Below are 24,251 nucleotides of genomic sequence, written 5' to 3'. Positions count from 1 at the left end.
ACACACTGGGTCGACGAGGGCTTTGTCGGCAAAGGATTGCCGACCCACGCATTTCCCAATCCGCACCGCTAAACCGCGGGGAAAAACTCTAGGGCGGGCGCTTACGAGCATCGGAGCCTCAAACAGCGGAAGTTCGATGACCTCGCTGACCGGGATCCGCTCCGGTCATGAACGATTCGCACCCTTTGATCCAGGTCTTTTCACGCAATCGCTCCAAACGGCTCACCAGTTCGTGAACCAGACACGGATACGGGTGAACGTAATGCCGGGGCACCAGCCAGGTTTCCGGAAGTTCGCGCTCCGCAAGCCGGAAAAATTCGTCGCAGAACGCCAAACTGGCATCGGTAAGCCCGGTGAAATCCAATTCGATCCTGCGTTGAGGACAGCGGCGCAGCGCCGCGATGATGCGTTCGGCCTGGTATTCGGTTTCCAGCGCCTTGGTAAGAGGCTCGGCGAACCGGACCAACGGAATCGATAGCGGAGCGAGGGGTATGGCGGTCATTTCGTTCCCGGATCAGCTGCTCTTGACGATCTTGAAGACGATCCGGCGCCCCATGGGCCGCCGCCTTCGCCGTGCGGCCAAGGGATGGTCGGCGTAGGGTTCGTGGTTTTCGAGACCGGCAAGATGGCATTCGCCGCCGCGGTCGCGATAGTCGCGGCGGAACTGGTCGAGGAACTCCATCACCGTGTGGTCGATGAGGTAAGCATCCGCCAGATCGAAGATCACTGTCTGACCGACGGGCAATTCCGCCGCCACGCGCTTGAGCGCCAGAAAATTGGAGAAGATCGCGGAGCCGCCGATCCTGATGTGATAAGTGTCGCGCGATGTTTGCTTCAACGCATAATCGAGCCTGGCCAGGTGCTTGAGTTCCACGCCGCGAAAGATGTGGATCATCAGCTTGGCGGCAATGCCGATTGCAACCCCCACCAATAGATCGGTCGTCAGAATGCCCACAATCGTGACGCAGAAGAGCGCCAACTGTTCCTTGCCGATGTCCATGGTCTTGGCGAACTGGCGGGGCGAAGCCAGGCGAAAGCCGGTGTACACCAGAAGCGCCGCCAAAGACGCCAGCGGAATCTCATGGATGACATGGGGAAAAAACACCACGAAGAGGCCCAGCAGGAGGCCGTGAAAAAAGTTGGCCCAGCCGGTCTTCGCCCCGTTGTTGATATTCGCCGACGAACGGACGATCTCGGCGATCATCGGGAGCCCGCCGATCAGTCCGGACAGCAGGTTCCCCACGCCTACCGCGGTCAAATCCCGGTTCAGGTCCGAACGGCGCTTGTAAGGATCGAGCTTGTCAACGGCCGTGGCGCTCAGGAGCGATTCGAGGCTTCCGATCAGGCCGATCGACATCACGGCTCCCCAGAACTCGACCGTCGCGATCTTCGAAAAGTCCGGAAAGTAAAAGCTCGCCAGAACGTCTTCCGGAATCGAGACCAGGAACCTCGGCCCTATCGTGTACTCGTGGTGCGGCAGGAACAGGAAGACATGTTCGTGCTCCAGGTCGAAATACCGGCCCAGGGCCATGCCGACGACGATGACGATCAGGGGGGCCGGGATCATCCTGAGATACGGATTTCTGACCCACGACCAGATCATCAAAATAACCAGCCCCAGCAATCCGATCAGGGCGATTTCAGGGTTGGCGGCCATCACGCTGCACGGAATCCCGGCGATCGCGGAGAGTATTTCGCCGTCTTCCGGTTTCACTCCGAGCATCACGTGGATTTGCTTGGCCATAATGATGATCCCGATGGCGGCCAGCATGCCGTGCACTACCGCGGCCGGGAAATAGGCGTTGAGCTTCCCGGCTTTCAAGAGGCCCATGAGAATTTGCAGAACGCTGGCCATCACAATGGCGGCGAGAGTGTAGCGGTAACCCGCCATGGCATCGCCTTGGCCCAAGGATTGGACCGCCGAGAGGATCACTACGATGAGTCCGGCGGCGGGACCGTTGACGGTGACGTGAGAGCCGTTGATCCTGGACACCACAACCCCGCCGATCACGGCACTGATGATCCCCGCCATGGGCGGAAATCCGGAGGCCATGGCGATGCCGAGGCACAGAGGCAAAGCGATGAGAAACACCAAAAAGCCGGATACGAGATCCGATCGCCAATGGTCTCTAAGCCCCGGCAGACCGGTTCGGGGCACCCGGCGCAAAGCTTGGATCGAAACCATAGTCGCACTCACAAAACTGCATTAACCGAGTCCGGTGAAGCGACTTCCATGCCAGATGCAGAAAAATTCTATCTTATTGATTTTTCATATAAATGACTTATTTGGCGAGGTATTTGAGTGTGGACTGGTTCAAGACCACCCGCTTAGGCGGTGTATTTGAACCGCATCCGGGTCACCGAATGAACTTCTCCCAGTCGTTCGGGGCGAGAGTTTTCATCATGCTTGTGCGGACACGGCAACGGGCGGGATGAAAACCATTCCGCCCGCCCTCTTTTGCACAGGGGAATCGAGAGGGATTCAAGACGCTTGCCGAAAGCCGGCACTACGTCGGCTCCCTCACCGTACAATCGAACTTAGAGTGCTCCGGCAAACCGGCCAGCAGAAACCGGAAACGGAACGAAAACCAGTCAAAAATGCGATGTCCTGTACCGGCACTGGGACGCGTTAGCCTCGTGCCGGTGCTGAAAGCCGATAGCCGGATCAGCTCGATTCTTTCAACCCGTACTTCCGGATGCGATAGCGCAGCGTTTCGCGGGTCGTGCCGAGGGCGCGGGCGGCGGCGGTGACGTTGCCGTCGTGGCGCTCCAGGGTGGTTCGGATGATGTAGCAATCCATATCGTCCAACGCCATGCTCCCGTCGAGCGGAATGAACAATCCGTCCGCGCTCGCGGCATCGATGCCCGGCATTCCTTTTTCGCCGTGCCGGCGCAGCTGCAACCATTCGACCGGCAACAGCGGCCCCTCGGCGAACAGCACGCAACGCTCGATGACGTTCCGCAATTCCCGTACATTGCCGGGCCAGTCGTGCGCCCGCAATTCCGCCCAGGCCGCTTCCGGAACCACCTTGACGTGCTTGCCGGCCTTGGCGTTGAACTCGGCCACGAAAAGCTCCACCAAATCTTCCAAGTCCTCCTTGATGTCCCTGAGGGGCGGCAGGGTGAGCTTGAACACGCTCAAGCGATGGTAAAGATCGCCGCGGAATTCGCCGCGCTTGACCATGTCCTCCAGATCCCTATGGCTTGCCGCGAGGATTTGCACATCGACCGAGATTTCCTTCTCCGAGCCCAGCCGGCGGATTTTCCGGTCCTCGATCGCCTTGAGGAGTTTGGACTGAAGATCCGGAGCCATCTCGCCAATCTCGTCGAGGAACAAGGTGCCGCCTTCGGCCTGTTCGATCAATCCCCGGTGCCGTGACAGGGCGCCCGTGAATGCGCCGGCCTCATGCCCGAACAGTTCGGATTCCAGGAGCTCGCGCGGCAGCGCCGCGCAATTGAGCTCGATCAACGGGTTTTCCGCCCGTTTCCCGCCATAATGCAGGATGCGGGCCGCGAGGCCCTTGCCGGTGCCGGTTTCGCCGCCGATGATCAAGGCGCTGAAAGGCACTTGGGTCAAGCGCGTCAACATCTCGCGCACCCGCTGCGCCGCTCGGCTCTTGCCGACATAGGCCTCCGGCGAATAACGGCGATAGCGCTGGCGGACTTGCTGAGCCAGGCGCTTTTGGGCTTGGGCGCTGCGGGCGGCGGCGGCGATCACCAAGTCGAGCCGCGACATCTCGCACGGTTTTTCGAGGAAGTCGTACGCACCCAGGCGCAAAGCCCGCACCGAATCCGGCACGCTCCCGTACCCGGTGAGCAGCAGCCATTCGGTATTGGCGATCTGCCCTTGAAGCGATTCCATGAAATCCAGAGCGTTGCCGTCCGGCAGATTCATGTCGGACAGGATCAAGATCGGCTCGAATCCCTGTTCCAGCAGCAACTCCTTCGCATCCTTGAGGTCTTTGGCCCATTCCACTTCCCAACCCGCCTTGCGATAGTGGCGCGTCAGTTCGGAACCGAACAAGGCCTCGTCTTCGATGATCAGCAAGGTATTCAGCACGGCAAACTCAGACCCATTGACAAGGAAGCGTTAAACTCACCCGAGCTCCACGGGGCTCGACATTCGAAATATCCAGCTGCCCGCCCAGATCGCGCGTGAACCGCTGAACCATGGCCAGCCCGAGGCCGGTACCGCCGGGCCGCCCGGTTGCGAAAGGACGAATGCCGGTTTGCAGGATCTCCTCGGGAAACCCAGGCCCATCGTCGGTCACCGTGAGGAGAACGTGGTCATCCCCTCGACAGGCACAAATTTCTATCGTTCCGTTTTGATCTCCGATAGCCTGCGCCGAGTTCAGAATCAGATTGAGCAAGGTCTGGCGCAGACGGCATCCCGGCAGCCGGCAGACCAAATCGTTCGATGCGCTCCAATCGAGCCTGATGTTGGGCTGGATCTGATAACGGGTCAGTGTCACCAATTCGCGGATCAACACGCCGACGTCGCATTCGGCAACGGGCGCCGGGGTATGTCGGCCATTATCGAGCAGTTCGTTGAGGAGCCGTCCCATCCGCTTCAGCTCGGCGATGATCAAATCGACCCTCTCCGCCTGTTCGGTATCGTCGATCTCGTTGCGGAGATTGACGCAGGTCATCTGGATGCCGGCGAGAGGGTTGCGCAATTCGTGGGCGATACCGGCCGCCAGCTCGCCGACCGCCGCCAATCGTTCGGTACGGGACAGACTGGCCTGTTGCTCCAGCAAGGCCCGCGTGGCCGCGCGCACCTCCGCTTCGAGGGATTCCGCGTGGTGGCGCTTGACTTCCTCCAGCTCGGCCAGACGCTTGACCATATCGTTATAGCTATTGAACACCGGCAGCAAGAGCGGGTCGATCCGCGCGGTTTCGATCGGCGTGAAATCTTCGTGGGCGAGGCGCAGCAGCAGTTCCTTGAGATTGTTCAGCGGCGCCAGGATTTGGCGGCGGAAGAACACTCCCCCGAACAGCAGAATGGCCGCCAGTACTCCGAATACCAGCGAGATTTCGGTACGGGTCGCCTGGCCGATCTCCTCCACCAATCTTTCCCGCTCCAGTGTCTCTTGGTCCAGCATGGCGCTGGTTATTTTGAGTGCGCGCAGCAAGAGCGCTTCCTGGCTCTCCGGAGGCAAGCGCTCCCGGCTGATTTCGACGATCAGTCTGCTGACTTCGGTCAGTTTGTTCGGCGTATCGGCCGCGACGTGATAATCATGCCGCGCCAGTTCCGCAAGCCGGGTGGAAAGCTCGGAAAGCTGTTGCGCATGCAAGCGGCGGTTTGACCCGGTCGTAAAGTACCCCGTCAGCGCGTCCTGCAACTTGAATGCGACCTCCTGAATATGATGGGCGTAGCCGACGTAGGCGCGCACGGTTTCAAACCGCTCCAGGTTGCGCCAAATCATGCCGCCGAGGAGGACGAGCACCAACAGCAAAAGGCCGAGCAGCGCCCAGCCCCTTACTTGGGCATAGCGATAGGAAAATGGTTTCACGGTCTGATTCTCAAAGGCGCGAAGATACCCATGCTCTGATTCTGTCCCCCGGCCCATGATTCGGCGGCAGCCGGTCGTTCAGGCTGCGTATTCTAGCCCAGAGAGCGAGGCTCGCTTCAAAAAGCGATCTGTCCGCCAACGGCATTCAAGTGTCGACGCGTCTGATAACGCAAGAGGACAAACAGAAAGCACATCGACAAGGAGTAGCCGTAAGCCGCGCCCACCGCGCCGAATCGCTCGGACAGATAAAAACCGAGCACCAGATTGATGACTACCGCATAACTGGTGGAAACGAATACGCTGCGGCTCTGCTTCATAAACTGTAGGTAATAGGGCGAATCCGAGAAAATGGCGTTGACCGAGGCGCCCACCGCAAGCACGCACAGCGCTTCGTAGCCATGGCTGAAATTGGGGCCGAACCAGTCGAGAATGGTTTGTCCGAGCACCACGACGACGGTCAGAAAAGCGATCGCCAGCCCGCCCACCACCATTAGCCTGTGCCGCATCAAACGCCGCAAGGACAAGCCGTCCGCGCGCTCCATGAACATCGACGTCAGCGGCAGATAAAACCGGTTCGCCGTATTGGCCAGAAGCACGATGAAGGTGCCGGTCTGCGCGGCGACGGCATAGGTGCCCACGATCGCATCGGACGGATAGAGCAGTTCCAAGACGATCACTCCCGATCCGGCCATCACGCTCAACATCCAACTGTTCAGCAACAGCGGCACCGCCCGCCGCACCCATTTGGCCCTCAAAAAGTCGGGCCGAGCCCGCCACGTATCTTCCGGCATCGTGAGCCGGGCCAACTGGTGTATCGCACTCAGGGTCCATAGCCAGGCCAAGCCATAACCGCAGGCGACGCCGACCGCCGTCATCGGCAAATCGAATAGAAAAATCAGGTAGACGAAAAAAAGAAAGCTGGTCGGCAAAAGCAAGCGGTAGATCATGACCGCCTCGATTTGCCTGCCGTTCGCCGTAACCACCTCGACCAGAAACAAGGCGGGGGCGATGGCGGGCAAGAACAGGACGAGAATGACCAGGGCGATGGGAGAATTCGCTCCCGAGGCGATGCCGAGCATCAACCCAATGAAGGCGAGGAGTAGGCTGAAAAGTACGATCGTACGCAGGGAGAAGGTCCAAAACCCCAAGCTGCGCGTCCAATCTCCTCGCTCCCGATAAACCGGAATGCAGCGCAATGCGTACTTGTCGAGTCCGAGCGTGGCCACGGTGGACAAAATGGTGATAGCGGACAGAGCTACGCTGAAATCGTCGAAATCCCGAACCGAAAGGTTGCGCGCCAGCGTGATATTGATCACGTAAAACAGCAGATAATTCACCAACGCAAGAACGCACAAGATCAGAGAGCCGGAATAATCAGCGCGCGATAAGGACTGAGTCAGCATGAATGCGAGTGTGGGTTATCGTGGAGTTCCGGCCAATCCGTTCGAGCCGATTTTGTTCTTGGTCATCGATGTGGATGTTTTGCTTGTTTTATGACCGACTGATGAAATTCGGCAATCGACTGCCCTAAAAGAGCCGCCTTGGCGCATGGTCTCCAGATTTCTATTATGCCAGTATCGGCTCGATAATTATTCGACATTCGACAAAATCATCGGGGCCTTCCCAGGTTTTCCCTAAAAGAACTTTTTCAAACATTCGTCAAAATCGAATCGCGCCGTTTCGGCGCCGTCTAAGTCAGGAAGACGTGATGAAACGACGCCGACATCCCCGAAAAACGGAGCATGATCATGAAACAGACAGGAAAAGCCCTGGCGATTATCCTGGGCTTGTGCGTCTTGAATCCACTCCTTCCGGCGGAAGAAAAACCGGCTCGACCGCAGGCGCGTTCGCCTGAAATCCAGGGAGGAGAACAACAGATAAAACGTCTGAAAGAGCGGCAAGAGTATCTATTGAAAATGCACGACCTGATGCACCAGATTCGAGATGCCAAGACTGACGAGGAGCGGGAGCGTCTCAAATTGGAGCACCTCAAACTCCTCCAGATTCGGACGTCCCCGCACGATCCGGATATGATGCAGGAACATATCCAAAAACTTATGGAACAAGGTACCGAGATGAAGGAGCGATCAAACAAATAATCAAAACCTCGCGGCCGATCTATTCGCCGGAAACGTTCGGCTCTTTGTTCCGTCTGCTTGCCTCATTTCCTCACATGCCTGCCTCGACTGCCGCCGTACAGCTTGGATTTTATTATTATTATAATTAGTTATAAGTTTTATATCTTTTATTCTTTTTAGTTTTAACCTTCGCTGTTAACATGCCTCCAACGACGATTCGGAAGCATGGCCTTGTCCCTCACAAAGCACACGGAATCAAGGCGCCCGAACGCGGAACCGTAGGATAAAGACTAAACAGGAAAATAGCCAAGGCTTGCGCTATGACGCTCAACAACCGTTTGCCTTATCAAGCTTCACAAACATCGCTGACAACCCAAAAGATCCTGGAAGCCTTGCAGGGGCTACGTTTTGGCTCGGTCGAGATCATCGTGCATGACGGACGCATCGTCCAGATCGAACGCAAGGAAAAGCTTCGCCTCAATCTCGCCTGTCCCGCCGCGTCCGCGGACTAAGACAGCGATCAGCAGTACACATTCTTTTTTCCATTATCGAAATCAGCCCACCGGTTCACCGGAGGTTCAACAAGAAAAATACGACTCGGCACGCTGACCGGATCACCGGAACTGCCTGAATGTGATAAGGGGTCACGATCATGCAAAACCGATGGTCTTTACTGTGGGCGGCGGGGGTGGGCAGCGCCTGGCTGGGGTTCGCACCCGAAGCTTCGGCCATTACTGCCGAACAGCGTTTCGAAAAGCTGGAACGCCACATCCTGGAACTCGAAAGACGACTCGAAGCCTCAGAGGCGGAAAACCAGAAGCTGCGTTCGAAGAAGCCCGCATCCACATCAACGGCATCCGAGCCGGACGTGAAAGCGCTCGATCAAAAGGTGAAAATTTTGGAACGCAAACTGGAAGTCGAACACGAGGTCACCGAAGCCAACGCCAAGAAAACGCCGCGGGTAGAAGCCGGTTCCGCCGGTTTCAGAATCACCTCGCCGGATGGGGACCACCAACTCAGGTTACGCGGCTACGTCCAGGCCGACGGCAATATCTTCATGGACGATTCCTCGGGCGATGCCATCGCGGACAAGTTCACCATCCGCCGAGCACGCTTGAACTTCGACGGCACCTTGTTCAAATACGCCGACTTCCGCATTGCGCCTGACTTCGGCGGAGGTCAATCCCGGCTCTTCGACGCCTACCTGGATCTCCATTACTTGCCTTTCGCCAGTCTCAACGTAGGCAAACAAAAAGCGCCGATCAGCTTGGAGCGTTTGCAGTCGGCCACCGCATTGACCTTCGCCGAACGCGCTTACCCCACGCAATTGGCACCGAACCGTGACGTCGGCGTTCTGCTGCACGGCGAATTCGCCAAACCCGGCTACACCACCCAGTATGGCGGTCCGCACAATTTCAACGACTTCATCACCTATCAGTTGGGCGTATTCAATGGCGCTCGCGACAATGGATTCATCGACACCGATTTGAATGACGATTTCGAGTTTCAAGGACGGGTGTTCGCCCATCCCTTCCAGCACAGCGGCATCGGACCTTTGGAAGGACTCGGTCTCGGCGTTGCCGGCAGTTGGGGACACCCGCGCAACGAAACAAGCATCCCCGGACTTACCAGCCCCGGACAGCAAAGAATCCTGATGTATAGCGAAGCCAACAGCACGGCCACGGCCACCTCGGTAAACGGCTATCACTATCGGGTCTACCCGCAGCTGTACTGGTATTGGGGACCGTTCGGACTGCTCAGCGAATATGCCATCTCATCTCAGGAACTCCGCCGATCCACAATCACCGGCCCTACCATCAATGCGAAGACGAGGCAGGACAATACCGCTTGGCAGGTGGCGCTCTCCTATGTCCTGACCGGCGAGGACAGCAGCTTCAACGGCGTAAAGCCCCGCCATGCGTTTAATCCGTTCAACGGCCAATGGGGCGCGTGGCAAGTCGCGGGACGTTGGAGCGAGCTGGATGTTGATGACGATACCTTTCGCGATTTCGATCCGCGTGCGACCAGCACGCTCTTTTTCGCCAACCCGGCCCAATCCGTCAGCAAGGCGACCTCCTGGGCGCTGGGCTTGAACTGGTATTTGAACAATAACGTAAAAGTCATGGCCGATTACGAGCAGACCCATTTCGACGGCGGCGCAGCCGGCAACGGCGACCGGCCCACCGAAAAGATCTTTTTCACCCGATTCCAGTTCTCTTATTAAAAGGAGCCAGCCTCATGACACTCAAAAATTTAAGAAACACCTTGAACACCGCTCTGCTCGGCATGGCCTTGGCCGCTTCGTCCACCACCGAAGCCGCCGCCGTCAGCCTGCTTAATGTCTCCTACGACCCCACCCGCGAGTTTTACGAAGAATACAACGCGGCCTTCGCCAAGTACTGGCGCGAGAAGACCGGGGACACGGTTACCGTCAAACAATCCCACGGCGGCGGCGGCAAGCAGGCTCGCGCGGTAATCGACGGGCTGGACGCGGACGTGGTGACGCTGGCCCTGGCTTACGACATCGACCAGTTGTATCAAAAAGCCAAGCTGATTCCGGAAAACTGGCAGTCGCGTCTGCCCAATAACAGCGCCCCCTATACCTCCACCATGGTGTTCCTGGTGCGCGAGGGAAATCCCAAGGGCATCAAGGACTGGGACGACCTCGCCAAGCCCGGCGTTTCGGTGGTCACGCCCAATCCGAAAACATCGGGCGGCGCCCGCTGGATCTATCTCGCCGCCTGGGGCTACGGACTGAAAAAGCACGGAAACGAGGCAGCCGCCAAGGACCTGGTGCAGAAGATCTACAAGAATGCGGCGGTATTGGACACGGGAGCGCGCGGCTCGACCGTTACGTTCGCCGAGCGGGAAATCGGCGACGTACTGGTCACCTGGGAAAACGAAGCCCATTTGATACTCAAGGAATACAGCCGATCCAGCAGCACGGAATACGGCAGACAGAAGTTCGAGATCGTCACGCCGTCCCTCAGCATTCTGGCCGAACCGCCGGTTACGGTGGTGGATAAGGTGGCCAAGCGCCACGGCACGGAAGAGCTCGCAACAGCCTATCTGGAATATCTCTACAGCAAGGAGGGCCAGGATCTCGCCGCAAAGCATTTCTATCGGCCCGGCGATCCGGAGATCCTGGCCAAATACGGCAATCAATTCAAAAAGATCGAACTGTTCAGGATCTCCGACGTTTTCGGCGACTGGAACAAAGCCCAAAAGACACATTTCTCGGACGGTGGCGTGTTCGATCAGATTTACGGCTCAGGACGCTAAGCGTTTTCCGGTTTGCCTGAGTAGGTCGGCAATCCCTTGCCGACAACAGCGTCGGGAAAGGATTCCAGACCTACTTGCCGACCGCGGGAGCCTTAAACCCGCTGGCAGACCGGGACCGTCTGCCGCCTCTGTGGTTACTTTATGGAATCTCTGATTAAGTCCTTCGACAGGCCTGTCCTGAGCTTGTCGAACCATGAACGGAATCCACTTGTTCAGAGCTTCCTTATGCAAAGGAGCTTTCCCATGCCTCTGCGACAACTCGTGGAATATTTCAATCAGCGCTTCACCGAAGAGCAAGGACTTAACAGTCCGCCGCTCCGGCTTAAAGGTACGCGGGTCGAAGGATATCTCGGGGATCTGCATGTCGGCAGTATTCTCCAGCCGGTGCGGCTTGCCGAATCGCCGTCGCTGGTAATCGGCCACGACGCATCCTCGTTCATACCGGACGAGACGAATGGTTCGAATCGGCCGCTTCACAGCTCGGCCGCGGATGAAGCTCTCAACATCGTGAACCTCGACCGCCTGACCCGCACGGTTCACATGCTCAATTACCTGCCGGTCGCCCACCAGGACGGACACCTGTTCCTGCACGTGCACCCGCGCCATGTCCTCGCCGTGAAACGGGACCATGGCGCTTATTTCGAAGAGATCATCCGACGCTGCGGCCTCTCGACCCGCCGCGTGGTCATCACGCTGCAAGTCAGCCCGATCTACGACCGCCATCTGATTCTGTTGCTCGAAAGGCTGAGAAACTACCGCGACCGCGGCTACTCGACCGCGATCAAATTCGACGACCGCGCAGGCGAAAGCTTCCTCGAACGGTATTGCATCGAATTCCTCTACCGCTTCACGCCAGATTTCGTGCGGTTCGACACCCGATTTTTCCCGAAATTGGCCCGCGATGCCGAGAATTACCGACGGCGCTCTTCCCTGCTGTCGGCTGTTCGCCGCCTTGATACGCAGTTATTGATCGAGGGCGTCAACAGCGAGGCCGATGCCGATGTGGCGAAGCTGCTACAGGCCGATTTGGTCAAAGGAAGCTACTACGAACGGAATGCCGTTCGGGGGGTGGAGCGGAGCCTCGCCGATTGCACGGAATAGCGTCGTGCTCTCGTTGCGGTGGACGGCGTCGGCCATATCCTGTTTCTCGATCGCCTCGTAATGATCGAATCGGATATCCATGAAATCGGTACGGATGCCTGCATAACCCTCGTTCAGAAGCGGAGCGACCGGGGAGCCCGTATCTTCGACCTCGAGCACCTTGGTCCAGTCGGCCCCGAGTAGAGGATCATTCAGATAAAGCGCAATGATGACATTGCCGGCAGCATTGTCCGATATAACCGTTCTCAAACCAATCCATTGGTTGGTAGGAATAAGATTGGGTTTAGAAACGCGGTCATATCCCCCCTGATAGATCCCTACGGTTTTCAGCGTATAGTATTTCCCGTTGAGCTTTTTCTTGATTACCGCATAACCATCGACACGTATTCCGGCGTAATACAGATTATCGCCGTTCTGATATCGATGAAAAAACAATACTCCATTGGATTCGTTCCGATTCGGACTACCCGACGCATTGATCCGCTCGATATTGAAATAGACTTGTTGAGTAAAATTCTTGAATTTCGATCGTGTGACTAGGCGGAATATATTTTGTGGCCGATACCCATCATCGGTATCGACCGGATTGGTCGTGGCATACAGCAACCGCCACTGATCATCGTCGGCAAGCTTTCCCTGCACGGTCATTCCTATTCCGCCTGACCGGTAGAAATAGGCCCCGGAGTTCAGCCACCAATCGTTGTCGTTACTGTCGCTCATGTCGGCCGTCTCATAAAGCACGACATCGCTATCGAATCCGTCCGAAAATCCCGAGGCCGAAGGTGCAGCAATCATCCCGACCGCGGCAACGAACATGGTTAAAGGTTTGAACAAGCTCACTGCGTCCATGTCTGATTGATCCTATTCCTAGTCAATTGTCCCTTGAAGCCGATAAAAATCCTTCAGATACAGCCCGTCGGAATGAGTGTCAAAACTCGATCAAGGCGCCGGCGATGGCAGCAAAGTTAGAATAGGTCGCAGCCTCGTACCTCGAAGCCGTTACATACAAACTAAAGTTGTCGGCCACGTTCCATTTGACACTGCCACCCGCACTCAGCTGAAAACTAAAATCGGTGCCGGCTTCTTTGCCAACACCCGGAGCCACGGTGACCTCTGCGGAGACGGCATCGCCGAGCCGGGTTCTTAAGCTGAAAGGCGCCATCAATCCGAAATAGTTGTCCGGTGTCCAGAACAAGTCGCTCATTTTACGCGTATCGTCGAAGGTGAACTGTGCGCCTATGCTAAAGTCCGGATCTTTCCAAAACCTGTTTTCGATAAGAACTTCAGTCCGGTTACGCTCGTTGTTATCGCTATAAGAGAAGAAATAATGGTTGGCCGCTAAGCTGAGCGTATCCAAGGCCCTGAGCTTGAATCCGCCTACGGCCCTGAAAAACGAGATATGGTTGGCTATGGCGCCCGCCGTGTTGACATAGCTGTGATCGGCTCCGATCGAGAAATCGACGTTATCGCCTATGCCGGTATTGAAATGAATCGAGCCCAACGGGTAGGTCGGAGAGGAGTCTGGGGAACCGGCGGGAGACGATCGGCTCGAGAAACCGGCAGCCCCCGCCGAAAATGCGATCGCCGAACGCGGCCCCAGCTCGTTCAGCTCATACCGCAGTTTGCCCTCGAATTGGTGGCCTACCGCCTGAAAGTCCGTTTCCACCGGCGCTCCGCCCGTTCCTGACGGCCTCAAATCGACGGTCTGATCGAAATCGATGTATCTGTAATAGCCCCAGAAGGAAAGTCTGTCCGAAATACCGTAATTCACGGATGGCGCAATGCTGAAGTACGACCGATCCGAGTTGTCTTCAAAGTACAGTCCCTCGATTTGCATAATGGGTCTGAGACGGCGGTCTAGCTCGGCTAGCTCGTAGCGAATCACCGGGTCATTCGGACGAAGAACCGCCGCCTTCTCCAAACGCTCGCGAGCACCCGCATGATCTCCGCTCCACCGAAGCACTTTTCCCGTCCTGACGAGCAGTTCCGCATCGTCCATCGCCCCTTCCCGCCCTAACCGATCGAAGATCTCCATGGCTTGCGAATATCGGCCCGCACTGGCGTAAAGCAACGCCAACTCATTAGAGGTCGATGCGATAGGATCAATGGCCTTCAAGCGCGCAACAAGATCGTTTCCGGTGTACTCGCGCGGAACTTCAAACCGTGGGAGATAGAATCGAGGAGAATTCCTGGTCAGGAGATAGTCATTCTCCACGTGAAAGGCCATCCGAAAATATTTTTCCGGAAGCTCCCGGTTGAGCTTGAAAGCGGCAGGCTCATTGGACAGCGATTTATGTCCTTGGTCGCTGTAGGGAAACGAAAAGGCGATAATCTTCGAACCCGGCACTTCCCGACTCAGAACATCCCGGCAGTCGCGATAATCCGCTTCGATCCGAGCGGCGTACTCCTCATAGGTTTCCAGTCGGCCCTCCCCGTCCAGCCACATTCGGTTGACCAGAAACCTTCCCAAATGGCCGTCCTTATCGACGGGCACATAGTGCTGTCCTTCGGTACTGTGACATTGCATATCCCAACGTCCCGTCGCAAAGTAGCGCCTGATTTCCGGCCAGGCGACGGTATAGGCGCCGCGGGTGGCAACATCCGCCACCGGCACGAACATCGTTGCCTTGAATCCGGTCTCCGCGAGAACCGGATCCGCATTCCGAAAACTGTCCGAGCGAGCATCATCGAAGGTGATGAGTATCGGTTTAGGGGGCAGATTCACATCTTTTTTCTCGAGAAAATCGAGAAGCTGATCCATGGTGATGGATTGATAACCTTCCTTCTTGAGCGCGATCAGCTGGTCTCGGAATTGCCTCTGTGGCACCGTATCCTCTCGATTCGAGCCGGTGATACCGTGATAGAGAAGAACCGGAATGCTCGGCGATTCGGTGTTTTCATAAAGTGCGTTCAGCGCCTCCAATGCGCGGCCCTGTTCGCCGCTATAAAACGTCAACTTGGCCAGATTCTGCTGTAGGGTGACTTTGCCCGGATATAGCGGTTCCATCACTTCAAGCATATCGCGCGCGGCAGAAAAATCGCCCTGCCCCCAATACGCATTGACCAGCTGATGGAGCGTACGGCCAGAATTCGGATACTTCGCATGAAGCTGTTCGGCGAGCTCGACGGCCTCGGCGATCTGTCCCCGCAAACGTTTTGCCTCTATGAGCTCTATCGGCCCTCCGCTCTTGATCGGATCCAGTGCCACGGCATGCTCGAATTCCTGAAGCGCCACCGCGTAATGAATGGCAGAAGCCTCCTGCTTACCCTCTTTGTCGAGGCGCCCAGCCAGTTCAAGATGCAGATTTCCGAGCTGGATCAACCGGTCCGGAGATGGCGCGACGGCGGTCAGCCGCGTAAGCCAGCGAACGCCAGCCTCGGTGTCTCCGGAGTAGACGGCATCATCTGCAATCAGGCCTAAGGCATTTACATTGTCCGGTTCTTGCTCGAGGACCTGCTTGGCGAGCCGTACCGCGTCCTCATGACGCCCTGCCCAAACCAGAAGCCGAGCAAGCCTGATTGTCCATTTACTGTCTTCCGGATGCTTGGCAACGAGGAATCTCCACTCCGACTCCGCCCGCTCCCAATTACCGAGCGCGGTATAGTGCTCGGCGAGCCTCGCGCGGGCGACATCCTTCTCGGGATGGGCTGCCAAATAGCGTTTCAGGACTTCGACGGCTTCATCGTACCGATGCTCATTCCAATACGCGTGGGCAAGACCCAATGTCGCCAGATAATCGTCGGGCGAAGCCTGCAGACTCTGTTTCAGATAGGCAATCGACTCCTCATTTCTCCCGAGATCGGCCAATAGGGTGCCTAGGCGGCGCAAATGCTCGGGGGCGTGATCAAGTTCCACCAGCGATCGTAAAATGGCCTCCGCCTCCTTCCGATTTCCGGTAGAGGTCAAGTTCTCGACGAGAGCCAGTTTGGCTTCCACATTCTCGGGCGAGCGATCCAGGATGGACCTGATCTCTCGCTCGGCCGAAGCATAATCCTTCTGCGCCGAGAAAATCCTTGCTCTGCCGAGGTGCGCCGCTTCGTCCCCCGGTGCTTTTTGCACCACCTGCGCGTAATAATCGAGCGCCTGAGACAAAAGCTGGTCCTGCTCGCTAGCCCGGCCGAACGCCAAAAGAGTCGGTACGTCGCCCGGAAAATCCTTCAAAAGACCGCGCCAAATCTCATAGGCCCGCTGATGCTGTCCGAGCCGCCTAAGCTTTGAGCCCAACTGACGCCAACCCGCGACCAAATCATCGTCACGCTGAATCTGAAGACATTTTCTGTAATATTCGGCCGCTTCCTCATATCGGCCGAGCTCGGCCAGGGTGTGGCCAAGACGCCGCTGGTTTGCCGGCACCGGTTCCGCCTTTACCAAGGGTCTCAAGATCTCCTCGGCGTCTTTGTACCGCTGCTGGCCTATCAAGGCATCGGCAAGAAGCGAGCTCACTGCGGCATCCGCAGGAGCACGCTTCATCACGGCCCGAATCTCCCGCTCGGCAGGCTTATACGCTCGCTGGGCCAAAAAAATCCGCGCCCTTCCGAGATGAGCCTGTTCCTCTTCCGGATCGTTTTTCATTACCCGCGAATAATAATCAAGCGCCCGGTCCCAATGGCGATCCTGCTCACAGGCCTTGCCCAAAGCCAACAGAATCGACACATCGTCGGGAAAGGCCGCGAAAAGATCCGTCCAGATTTTATAAGCACGCGTCTTCTCGCCCAGCGCCCAATAGCTCCAAGCGAGCCCCCGCCAAGCCGCCACCGAGCCTTTATCGATCGCGATCGCCCGCTCGTACTCGCGGCGAGCGTCTTCATACTTCTTCTCGGAATAGAGCGCATCGGCACGGTTCAAAACCGTGTCGGCGGATTCGGAAGTCGACTCCTCTGCTGTAACTGCGGCCGCGAATACGAGGGCGATCAGGCTGAGCAATACACGTTCGAAGATGAGGCTTGCGGCCGACGGGCCGAAGAAATGACAGTTCCCTAACATCACACGCTGACTCTTCTTAGTTTGAATTCGTATCGAGCAACGGAGCCGGATTCACCGCGCGGATACAGCAAGCATCACACAGCGATGAAAAGCCAACGGCAATCCGGCCGTTGTCATTCGCTTGCGCATCCGCGACGGCTAGCCGCCGCGGATGCGCAAGCGCAGAGATGGACTTCACTGAATCCCGAGCGCTGAAGTCATACAAGATCGCCGGGGGGATCGTCGCCGGACGCTGGCAATCGATCCATGAGGCGCCGCCCGGCAAAAGTCCCCGGAAACCGGACGCGCAGCGGCAGGGGGCGTGCGCTGAGGCAGCACATTGCGTGCCCGCCCGGAGAATAAGAATGGTAATGATGAGACGCCGCGAGAGGCATCGCGGGCGAGGAGTATGGCGGCTGCGATAGGCGGCAGCCCCGCCAGCGGTAGATCGAGAATCGACAGTACTTTCCTTTTCCTCCTTGGCCTGCCTACTGCTCCAACCGAAGTCTTCCCCACAGTCATCGTCCTTAAGATCGACAAGCTTTTCATTATTTGACCTCCTCTTCTTGGATAGCCGACACCGCTACCCTCATCCACTCGTACCGACAGCCCGTGTCCAGCCGACTGCCTATCCGATTATAGCCATACTTTACCGCTGGCTGTCCAATACGATGAATCCGATGATTTGTTTCATCTGCTTGCCAAGATCTGTGCCATTGGAAATTTTCTGCGCCACGTTTCCCGTGGCTCCGACTGCCGTCACGGCACAGAAGCCACGGTATATTCATCTTCAGAGACTATGTTGCCCCCATCCTTCACCAGCACCAAGTCGTCGCGGCTGAGAGAGAATACGTCCTGCCCTATGTCGCCAACCATGGTGACGGCCAAGATCTTGCCCTTCGCCGCCATGCGCGCGTCGAGATTGGCGAGAAAGTCTTTCGATTGCCGATCCCCGGCGGTGGAGCGTTTCATGATGATGTTCAGGCCGTCGAATGCTGGGTCTGCCGCCCAATTCAATGCCTGCTCGGCCAGCGCGACGGTCTCGGATGACCGAATGTTGTCCTCAAGGATCAAGGCCGGCAAAAACTTGAGCCGATGATGGCGGGCGAAGATCTCCACGGCAAGGTCGCGATTCTCTACCTCTTTATGCGTGCCCCCGCTCGCCCAGGTGAAATACTTTGGGCTGAGCATGTAAAGATCATCGACTTCGCGGCGAAGCTTTGTCCAGGCGGCTGCCCCGGGTATCGCGGCCACGATCCCGTATTTTTGCGGCAACGGTTCTGCCTTTACCCAGTTCAGGCGCACGGATGCGCTGCCCGCGCCCGCCGGATCCTCATCGCTTTCGTTCCAGACCGCGAGCGTTAAGGGACCGTAATCGGATCCCGCAGGCATCTCGGCCGGCCGCTTTAACAGCGGACGTCCGTTTACCGATGCGACCACTCGGGAATCAACGACTCGCAACGCTAAGGTGATAGTCCCTGAAAGCACTTCCCGACTCGCGAGTTGATTGAAGCTACCGTCCTTATTGCGTGCCTGGAGCAGAGCCAGCCCCTCGGAAACGCCCAGCCGGACGAACGGCTCGCCTTGTCGTTGCCGCAAGGAAATCCAAAATTGACCTTGCGGTTGTCCCTCGAGTTGCACTTCCACGCCGGCATTTTGCCAATGCTCCGTGCCGCCGAGCATGACCAGCGCCCCCTGCTCTCCCTCCTTGCTGGCCACCCGAAGCGCGCCATCCTCGATGGCGATTTCGCCTCTGTCCACCACCCAGTCCGGGGCAGAACGAGCGGCTTGAAAGTGATCGATGAAAGGCTTCCGGCGCGGTGCATGGGCTTCGAGCCGAGCGAGCAGATCCGCTTCGCTCCACTCCTTCGACACCCGAATTCGTCTGAGACCGGACCAGGGGTCATCCCGGTAGTTGGCTCCCCAAAGACCGGTAACAAAACCCACGGAAAGAGACGCCGCTTTCAAGGTCTGGGGCCAGATGTCGGCTTCGCCGCTCTGATCCGCGTTCCAGGCACGCGAACAATCCGCGGCGATAATGGGCTGTCCGAGCCTCTGCTCCAGTACCTTGCGCTCTCGGGCGTATCTCTGCGCCAGAACTTCGGTCGATGTAAAGCCTCCAACACCGGAATCCTGACAGCCGGATACGCCCACTTCCCAGCGACCGCTCTTGACCAGCTGTTTGAGTCTGTGCCAAGAAACCATGTGGATATTGGCCTGATCCAGCAAGCTCGGATTGACGAATACGACTCCCGTCATGCCCACGGACGCGAACACCTCGTCCGCGGTCTCCAGGGTTTCCCTGTACGCTTCGTCGAATGTCAGCAACAGAGGTTTTTCCGGCAGCGCAGCCTCGTCATCAAGCTGCCACCGGCGCACTTGTGCGAGCCGCACCGTGGAATAACCGGCCTTTTTCAAAGCTGTCATATCAGCCCGGAATGACTCCGTCGGAATCGCGGAGTCGCGCGAGGAGCTGATCTTGCCGAACACCAGCGCGACGAACGCTTCTCTCTCCTGTCCAGCCATAATCGGGGCCGGCGGGGGTGAGGACGACGCGCTAGACATGTATTCCACACCTTGCAGAATCGCTGTCACCGTGACGGCCAAGGCTATCCACCAAAACAGATTGCGCCAATGTCCGACCGGGTGCGCGCTGCTGGGAAACTCGCTTACGACAACTGTTTGCTTCGTGGCCATCACCGCGTCCCCCATCCGTTGTTTCGCTGAGTGGCAATCGCATACGGCATCTGCCAAACCAAGAAGATCATGTAATAAATCGTAAAATAAAGGCCATAAATCCAGTTTCTATCGGATTTCCAGAAAAGGTAATAAGCCGAAAACATAAGCCCTATCATTACCGTGCCGAGAAAGTACACCATCGGCGATATGAAATCGTTATTGGCGATCGGCAGCCATAGACACATACGAAGTATCAGGATGGGAGCCACTATCGGGAACAGCAATTGGGCATAAAAAGCGACGGCTGCAAGCGGAGGTTTTTTCCACATAAAAGTCGCGGCGATTAAACTTTCTCGGAACCACGACTTTTTCCAGCGCAGCTGCTGTTTGAGAAATTTCCGATGCTTTTCGGGGACGATAGTCGTAGCAATCGCTTCTCCCGAGTAAATCACGCGATATTTGCGCAGCAGCATATTGGTCAAGCTGCGGTCATCTCCGAAGGTAGCGCGAACGCCGAGAAAATGCTGGTTGAGCCAGCGATCGAGAACCTCCATCACACAACTACGGCGGTAAGCGGAGAAACAACCGGGACAGCAGGTAACGGCGCCGAATATACTCTCAGCGGCCTTGATAACTCGGAATGCCACATAGTAGCGTGCCTGTTGCATCCGGGTGAGGCCATTTTCTGCGACGTTTGCGACCTCGGTATGTCCGGCTACCGCGGCGACCGTGGGATCGGCAAAGCCCTGGACGATTTTTTTTATCCCATCTCGCCGGACAAAACTGTCCGAGTCCACATAAACCAGGATTTCCCCGCTCGATACGCGGGCTCCGGCCGCCATCGCCTCGCGTTTCCCTTTATTGCGATCGAAGGACACCAGCGTGAGTTGCGGCCAGCGTTCTTGAGCGCGACTGACTTCCCTCAATGTACCGTCGGTCGATCCATCGTCGACGACAATCACTTCGAAATTCTCGGGCGGATAATCGACGGAATAACAGCATTCGACAGTTCGGTAAATCGCTTCTTCTTCGTTGAAAGCGGTAATGATGATACTGACTGTAGGCGCTATACCGACATCCTTCGGCGGTTTATAAAAAACGGAAAGCACGAAGCGCGAAATAATAAATACTCCAACCGTAATCGAGTAGGCATTCACGAACGGCTGGTACCAGTAATAGGTAAAATTGCTCCAGCGTACCCCCAATACGACCGCCATGCATAACGCTATCAATGCTATTGCGATCAGACGAATGAATGTGCGGTTAAATCCCGTAGATTCAGGATTAGTCGGGTGCTGAATATTCTGGTCGGGCAAACTTTCTAAAGACAGGAAATATTCCGTTGTTGACATTCGTTTTCTCCTTAAAACAGCTATTGACCGGCAGCAATAGCGGAATGTCGAAAGCCTCGATGTGGTGGGCCGAGGCCGATCAAAACCCGATCGGGAAATCGAGACAGCTTTTCAATAAGCTTGATTGAAACCTGGCGACGCTCGCGCTATTGAGGACCACCAGACTAGCCCGCATTTCTCACACCCTTTCGTCGCGAGGGCGTCGAGACGCCGCTGTGGCGCGCCGCACGGACTGAGCGACGGCGAAGGCGTAGCTGACACTACGTCGAGCCAGCGAGAGGGGCGAGGCGGAGAAGCCCATCCTCCGGTGAAGGATGGGCCCGCTGAGCGGGCGGCCAAGGAAGGCTGCCCTGGACTTTGTGCGCAGCCGGATGGCGTAGCGCAAAGACGGCGTGTCACAGTAAGTGGAAGGGTCGCGACTAAAGCGACCGTTTGCGATTGGGCGGCGTCCGCAGTAGGAAGGGTCGCTTCGGCGCTCCCGATGCGACCGTTTGCGATTGGAAGGGGCCGACTAAAGGCCCGTTTGCGATTGGAAGGGGTGTGAGAAATGCGGGCTAGTACTTTTCCTGCAATCGTTTTCATACGACATCATCCTTATCCTTGTCGGTATGTAGGCGTGAAGACAGCAAATGCCGATTATTTCGCCCGGCCGCGTCCTTGAGATCCGCGAGTCTCGCTCGACGAATGCCCCTCGCCGGGACGCAATCCTAATAAAAGATGAACGGCCGGATTGCGCACAAAGCGCCTTTTCCAGACGCTGCCACAGTTCAGTCAATTTTTGTGCCAGACATTCATCTATTTGTTCTTCAATACACTTTCTAGGTAACACGGAAATTGGCGCCGTAAAGTCCCTGAAACATCCGGATCCTTCGATGTTTCGTAGAAACCTGATATGCAGTTAGCTTTGAAAGCTCAGCCTTGCCAAAAACCTGACCTGATCTTTCGTAAAAGTTTGATTTTTCTTAATTTCGTGATAGCAAATGCGCTACCGGCGACCGGCCCATGACTTGTAAAATTTTCTGACACCGGGGCGGCGGAACCCTTGCTTTTTTTTATGATGCTTTGAAGACTCAGATCAATGCGCAAGCGGTGGCTCTTCCACCGCCGGTTCGCCTGTCACGAGAACATGCCCATAGGATCGTGCCGGTGGTGGAAGCAAACCAAGCCCGGACGGATCTACCGTCGGCACGAGGACCAGGCACCTGTGCCTGCGGTGACGAATCGCTCTCACCCGCTCGGTAGCGTGTCCCACACAACCGGCGGGCGAGATCATCGCGCTGCCAAGAATCTCTCATACGACCCATGCGGCTGCGTTGAGCCAAAACTGCTTCCGAAATTTCTGCGGCAAGGTGACACTCCAATTGCCGTGCGATCAGATAGCCAAGCCAGGTCGATTTCATTGAGTGACCTTGGCCGGTTGTACCTGCCCAATAATGACTTCTGGTTATAATAACAAGCATTTTTATTATTTTTGAGAATAACCGTGCGCTGTTATCGTACAAGCAAACAACCTCACACCTGATGGGAGCTCTCTTGGCGATGCTGAAAAAACATGGAGTATTGCCCGGTTTTTCGATAACCCTGGGATTCACGTTGACATACTTGAGTCTCATCGTGCTGGTGCCCCTCTCGGCAACGGTTCTGAAGAGCGCCACGCTGGGTTGGGACGGATTCTGGACAGTGATTACCGCCCCGCGGGTTTTGGCCTCTTACAAGCTGACTTTCGGGGCCGCGCTGGCCGGTGCCTGCATCAATGCCGTATTCGGGCTGCTGGTGGCCTGGGTTCTGGTCCGCTACGACTTCTTCGGCAAAAAGCTCGTGGACGCCTTCGTCGACTTGCCGTTTGCCTTGCCGACCGCCGTGGCCGGCATTGCGCTGGCGACACTTTATTCGAGCAAGGGCTGGATCGGCCAGATCTTTACTCCCTTGGGGATCAAGATCGCGTACACGCCGCTGGGCGTGATTCTCGCGTTGACCTTCATCGGCCTGCCCTTTGTCGTCCGCACGGTTCAGCCGATCCTGGAGGATTTCGAGACCGAATTGGAGGAAGCCGCGGCCAGCCTCGGCGCCAATCGCTGGCAGACCTTTCAAAAGGTTATCCTGCCGACGCTGCTGCCGGCGCTCCTGACCGGATTTGCCCTGGCCTTCGCCCGCGCCGTCGGCGAATACGGTTCGGTCATTTTCGTCGCCGGCAATATTCCTATGGTTTCGGAAATCACGCCGCTCCTCATCATCACCAAGCTGGAACAGTACGACTACGCCGGCGCCACGGCCTTGGCCGTGTCCATGCTGATCGTATCGTTCGGCCTGCTGCTGGCCATCAACGGGCTCCAGCGCTGGAGCCAACTGCGCCGCGCTTAACATTTGCAAGGAATACCAAATGTCTTCGATTGCCCTCCCTTCATCGATCAGCCGAACCCGCACCGCCAGCCGTACGAATCGCGAGCCGGCGCTCGTCCGCTGGCTGCTGACCGCTTTGGCCCTGGCTTTTCTGTTCGGCTTTCTGTTTTTGCCGCTGACCGTCGTATTCACCCAAGCCCTCGGCAAAGGCTGGGCTGCGTATGGAGCCGCGCTGATCGAGCCCAATGCGCTTTCCGCCATGTGGCTGACGGTCTTGGCGGCGGCCATCGCCGTGCCGCTGAACCTGGTGTTCGGCATCGCTGCCGCCTGGGCTATCGCCAAATTCGAATTTCCGGGAAAAAGCCTGTTGATGACCCTGATCGACCTACCGTTCTCGGTATCGCCGGTGGTCTCGGGACTGATCTACGTGCTGCTGTTCGGACTCCAGGGCTGGCTCGGCCCGTGGCTGCAAGAGCACGACATCAAGCTGATCTTCGCCGTCCCCGGCATTGTCCTGGCCACGATTTTCGTCACCTTTCCGTTCGTAGCCCGCGAACTCGTTCCGCTCATGCAGGCGCAGGGCACCGAGGAAGAGGAAGCCGCGATCGTCTTGGGCGCCTCCGGCTGGCAGGCCTTCTGGCGCGTCACCCTGCCCAACGTCAAATGGGGCCTGCTCTACGGCGTGATTCTCTGCAACGCGCGCGCCATGGGCGAATTCGGCGCGGTATCGGTGGTGTCCGGCCATATCCGGGGAATGACCAACACCATCCCGCTGCACGTGGAGATTCTGTACAACGAATACAACAGCGCCGCGGCGTTCGCGGTGGCTTCCGTGCTGGCGCTGCTGGCTTTGGTGACGCTGGCGGCCAAGAGCATTCTCGAATGGCGCATCAAACAGCAGACCGTCGATCGATCGTAGGTCGTAGGGCGGGTTAGCGCAGCG

16 protein-coding genes are annotated in these 24,251 nt (G+C 57.1%); 7 read left to right on the top strand and 9 right to left on the bottom strand.

The window, feature by feature from the left end; genetic code table 11:
• Positions 1 to 118 precede the first annotated feature (118 nt).
• From B2A78_RS00150 to B2A78_RS00130, 5 genes are all read right to left on the bottom strand, one after another.
• Positions 119 to 502, bottom strand: a complete 384-nt coding sequence (locus B2A78_RS00150) for a hypothetical protein (RefSeq protein WP_077727876.1) — start codon at positions 500 to 502, stop codon at positions 119 to 121.
• Between the two features lie 12 nt (positions 503 to 514).
• Positions 515 to 2,185: a SulP family inorganic anion transporter gene (locus tag B2A78_RS00145; RefSeq protein WP_077727875.1), complete on the bottom strand. Its 1,671-nt coding sequence runs from the start codon at positions 2,183 to 2,185 to the stop codon at positions 515 to 517.
• Between the two features lie 480 nt (positions 2,186 to 2,665).
• A complete protein-coding gene (locus B2A78_RS00140) occupies positions 2,666 to 4,060 on the bottom strand; it encodes a sigma-54 dependent transcriptional regulator (protein WP_077727874.1) in 1,395 nt (464 codons plus the stop codon).
• Positions 4,061 to 4,067: 7 nt separating this feature from the next.
• Positions 4,068 to 5,513 carry an ATP-binding protein gene (locus B2A78_RS00135; RefSeq protein ID WP_240502349.1) on the bottom strand — a complete coding sequence of 482 codons (1,446 nt, stop codon included), beginning with the start codon at positions 5,511 to 5,513 and terminating at the stop codon, positions 4,068 to 4,070.
• Between the two features lie 116 nt (positions 5,514 to 5,629).
• Complete coding sequence (locus tag B2A78_RS00130) at positions 5,630 to 6,916, bottom strand: oligosaccharide flippase family protein (protein ID WP_077727872.1); 1,287 nt, start codon at positions 6,914 to 6,916, stop codon at positions 5,630 to 5,632.
• Positions 6,917 to 7,261: 345 nt separating this feature from the next.
• Here B2A78_RS00130 and B2A78_RS00125 point away from each other — a divergent pair, with 345 nt between their 5' ends.
• The 5 genes from B2A78_RS00125 (at position 7,262) to B2A78_RS00105 (ending at position 11,974) form a co-directional block, all read left to right on the top strand.
• Complete coding sequence (locus tag B2A78_RS00125; protein ID WP_143735027.1) at positions 7,262 to 7,612, top strand: hypothetical protein; 351 nt, start codon at positions 7,262 to 7,264, stop codon at positions 7,610 to 7,612.
• A gap of 299 nt (positions 7,613 to 7,911) precedes the next feature.
• Positions 7,912 to 8,103: a YezD family protein gene (locus tag B2A78_RS00120; RefSeq protein ID WP_077727870.1), complete on the top strand. Its 192-nt coding sequence runs from the start codon at positions 7,912 to 7,914 to the stop codon at positions 8,101 to 8,103.
• Between the two features lie 140 nt (positions 8,104 to 8,243).
• On the top strand, positions 8,244 to 9,815 hold the full coding sequence (locus B2A78_RS00115; RefSeq protein WP_077727869.1) for a porin: 1,572 nt from the start codon (positions 8,244 to 8,246) through the stop codon (positions 9,813 to 9,815).
• Positions 9,816 to 9,829: 14 nt separating this feature from the next.
• On the top strand, positions 9,830 to 10,873 hold the full coding sequence (locus B2A78_RS00110) for a sulfate ABC transporter substrate-binding protein (RefSeq protein WP_077727868.1): 1,044 nt from the start codon (positions 9,830 to 9,832) through the stop codon (positions 10,871 to 10,873).
• Positions 10,874 to 11,116: 243 nt separating this feature from the next.
• Entirely contained in the window at positions 11,117 to 11,974 is an 858-nt protein-coding gene (locus B2A78_RS00105) for an EAL domain-containing protein (RefSeq protein WP_077727867.1), read from the top strand.
• Here B2A78_RS00105 and B2A78_RS00100 read toward each other — a convergent pair.
• The 4 genes from B2A78_RS00100 to B2A78_RS00085 all read right to left on the bottom strand — a co-directional run bounded on the left by B2A78_RS00100 (position 11,888) and on the right by B2A78_RS00085 (position 20,968).
• The gene (locus tag B2A78_RS00100; protein ID WP_077727866.1) at positions 11,888 to 12,823 is read right to left on the bottom strand and encodes a hypothetical protein; all 936 of its coding nucleotides are present in this window, start codon (positions 12,821 to 12,823) and stop codon (positions 11,888 to 11,890) included. The genes B2A78_RS00105 and B2A78_RS00100 overlap by 87 nt on opposite strands.
• 79 nt (positions 12,824 to 12,902) lie before the next feature.
• Positions 12,903 to 16,958, bottom strand: a complete 4,056-nt coding sequence (locus B2A78_RS00095) for a tetratricopeptide repeat protein (protein ID WP_077727865.1) — start codon at positions 16,956 to 16,958, stop codon at positions 12,903 to 12,905.
• A gap of 738 nt (positions 16,959 to 17,696) precedes the next feature.
• Positions 17,697 to 19,634 carry a polysaccharide deacetylase family protein gene (locus B2A78_RS00090; RefSeq protein WP_166642502.1) on the bottom strand — a complete coding sequence of 646 codons (1,938 nt, stop codon included), beginning with the start codon at positions 19,632 to 19,634 and terminating at the stop codon, positions 17,697 to 17,699.
• The gene (locus B2A78_RS00085) at positions 19,634 to 20,968 is read right to left on the bottom strand and encodes a glycosyltransferase (protein ID WP_077727863.1); all 1,335 of its coding nucleotides are present in this window, start codon (positions 20,966 to 20,968) and stop codon (positions 19,634 to 19,636) included. The genes B2A78_RS00090 and B2A78_RS00085 overlap by 1 nt, the downstream gene beginning before the upstream one ends.
• Positions 20,969 to 22,507: 1,539 nt before the next feature.
• Here B2A78_RS00085 and cysT point away from each other — a divergent pair.
• Positions 22,508 to 23,329 carry a sulfate ABC transporter permease subunit CysT gene (gene cysT, locus B2A78_RS00080; RefSeq protein WP_086134954.1) on the top strand — a complete coding sequence of 274 codons (822 nt, stop codon included), beginning with the start codon at positions 22,508 to 22,510 and terminating at the stop codon, positions 23,327 to 23,329.
• 19 nt (positions 23,330 to 23,348) lie between these two features.
• Positions 23,349 to 24,227: a sulfate ABC transporter permease subunit CysW gene (gene cysW / locus B2A78_RS00075; protein ID WP_077727861.1), complete on the top strand. Its 879-nt coding sequence runs from the start codon at positions 23,349 to 23,351 to the stop codon at positions 24,225 to 24,227.
• The last annotated feature ends 24 nt before the right edge of the window (positions 24,228 to 24,251 follow it).

The sequence above is a fragment of the Methylocaldum sp. 14B genome (assembly GCF_002005105.1).
Taxonomy (GTDB): Bacteria; Pseudomonadota; Gammaproteobacteria; order Methylococcales; family Methylococcaceae; genus Methylocaldum.
The sequence above is the reverse complement of the archived record's forward strand: the minus strand, read 5'-3'. Positions and strand labels throughout refer to the sequence as shown.

Bases quoted from the DNA above. Each gene is read 5' to 3' on its own strand.
- cysW (WP_077727861.1), top strand. From the start codon at position 23,349: ATGTCTTCGATTGCCCTCCCTTCATCGATCAGCCGAACCCGCACCGCC.
- B2A78_RS00115 (WP_077727869.1), top strand. From the start codon at position 8,244: ATGCAAAACCGATGGTCTTTACTGTGGGCGGCGGGGGTGGGCAGCGCC.
- cysT (WP_086134954.1), top strand. From the start codon at position 22,508: ATGCTGAAAAAACATGGAGTATTGCCCGGTTTTTCGATAACCCTGGGA.
- B2A78_RS00090 (WP_166642502.1), bottom strand. From the start codon at position 19,634: ATGGCCACGAAGCAAACAGTTGTCGTAAGCGAGTTTCCCAGCAGCGCG.
- B2A78_RS00150 (WP_077727876.1), bottom strand. From the start codon at position 502: ATGACCGCCATACCCCTCGCTCCGCTATCGATTCCGTTGGTCCGGTTC.
- B2A78_RS00110 (WP_077727868.1), top strand. From the start codon at position 9,830: ATGACACTCAAAAATTTAAGAAACACCTTGAACACCGCTCTGCTCGGC.
- B2A78_RS00085 (WP_077727863.1), bottom strand. From the start codon at position 20,968: ATGTCAACAACGGAATATTTCCTGTCTTTAGAAAGTTTGCCCGACCAG.
- B2A78_RS00105 (WP_077727867.1), top strand. From the start codon at position 11,117: ATGCCTCTGCGACAACTCGTGGAATATTTCAATCAGCGCTTCACCGAA.
- B2A78_RS00100 (WP_077727866.1), bottom strand. From the start codon at position 12,823: ATGGACGCAGTGAGCTTGTTCAAACCTTTAACCATGTTCGTTGCCGCG.
- B2A78_RS00125 (WP_143735027.1), top strand. From the start codon at position 7,262: ATGAAACAGACAGGAAAAGCCCTGGCGATTATCCTGGGCTTGTGCGTC.
- B2A78_RS00120 (WP_077727870.1), top strand. From the start codon at position 7,912: ATGACGCTCAACAACCGTTTGCCTTATCAAGCTTCACAAACATCGCTG.
- B2A78_RS00145 (WP_077727875.1), bottom strand. From the start codon at position 2,185: ATGGTTTCGATCCAAGCTTTGCGCCGGGTGCCCCGAACCGGTCTGCCG.
- B2A78_RS00130 (WP_077727872.1), bottom strand. From the start codon at position 6,916: ATGCTGACTCAGTCCTTATCGCGCGCTGATTATTCCGGCTCTCTGATC.
- B2A78_RS00095 (WP_077727865.1), bottom strand. From the start codon at position 16,958: ATGTTAGGGAACTGTCATTTCTTCGGCCCGTCGGCCGCAAGCCTCATC.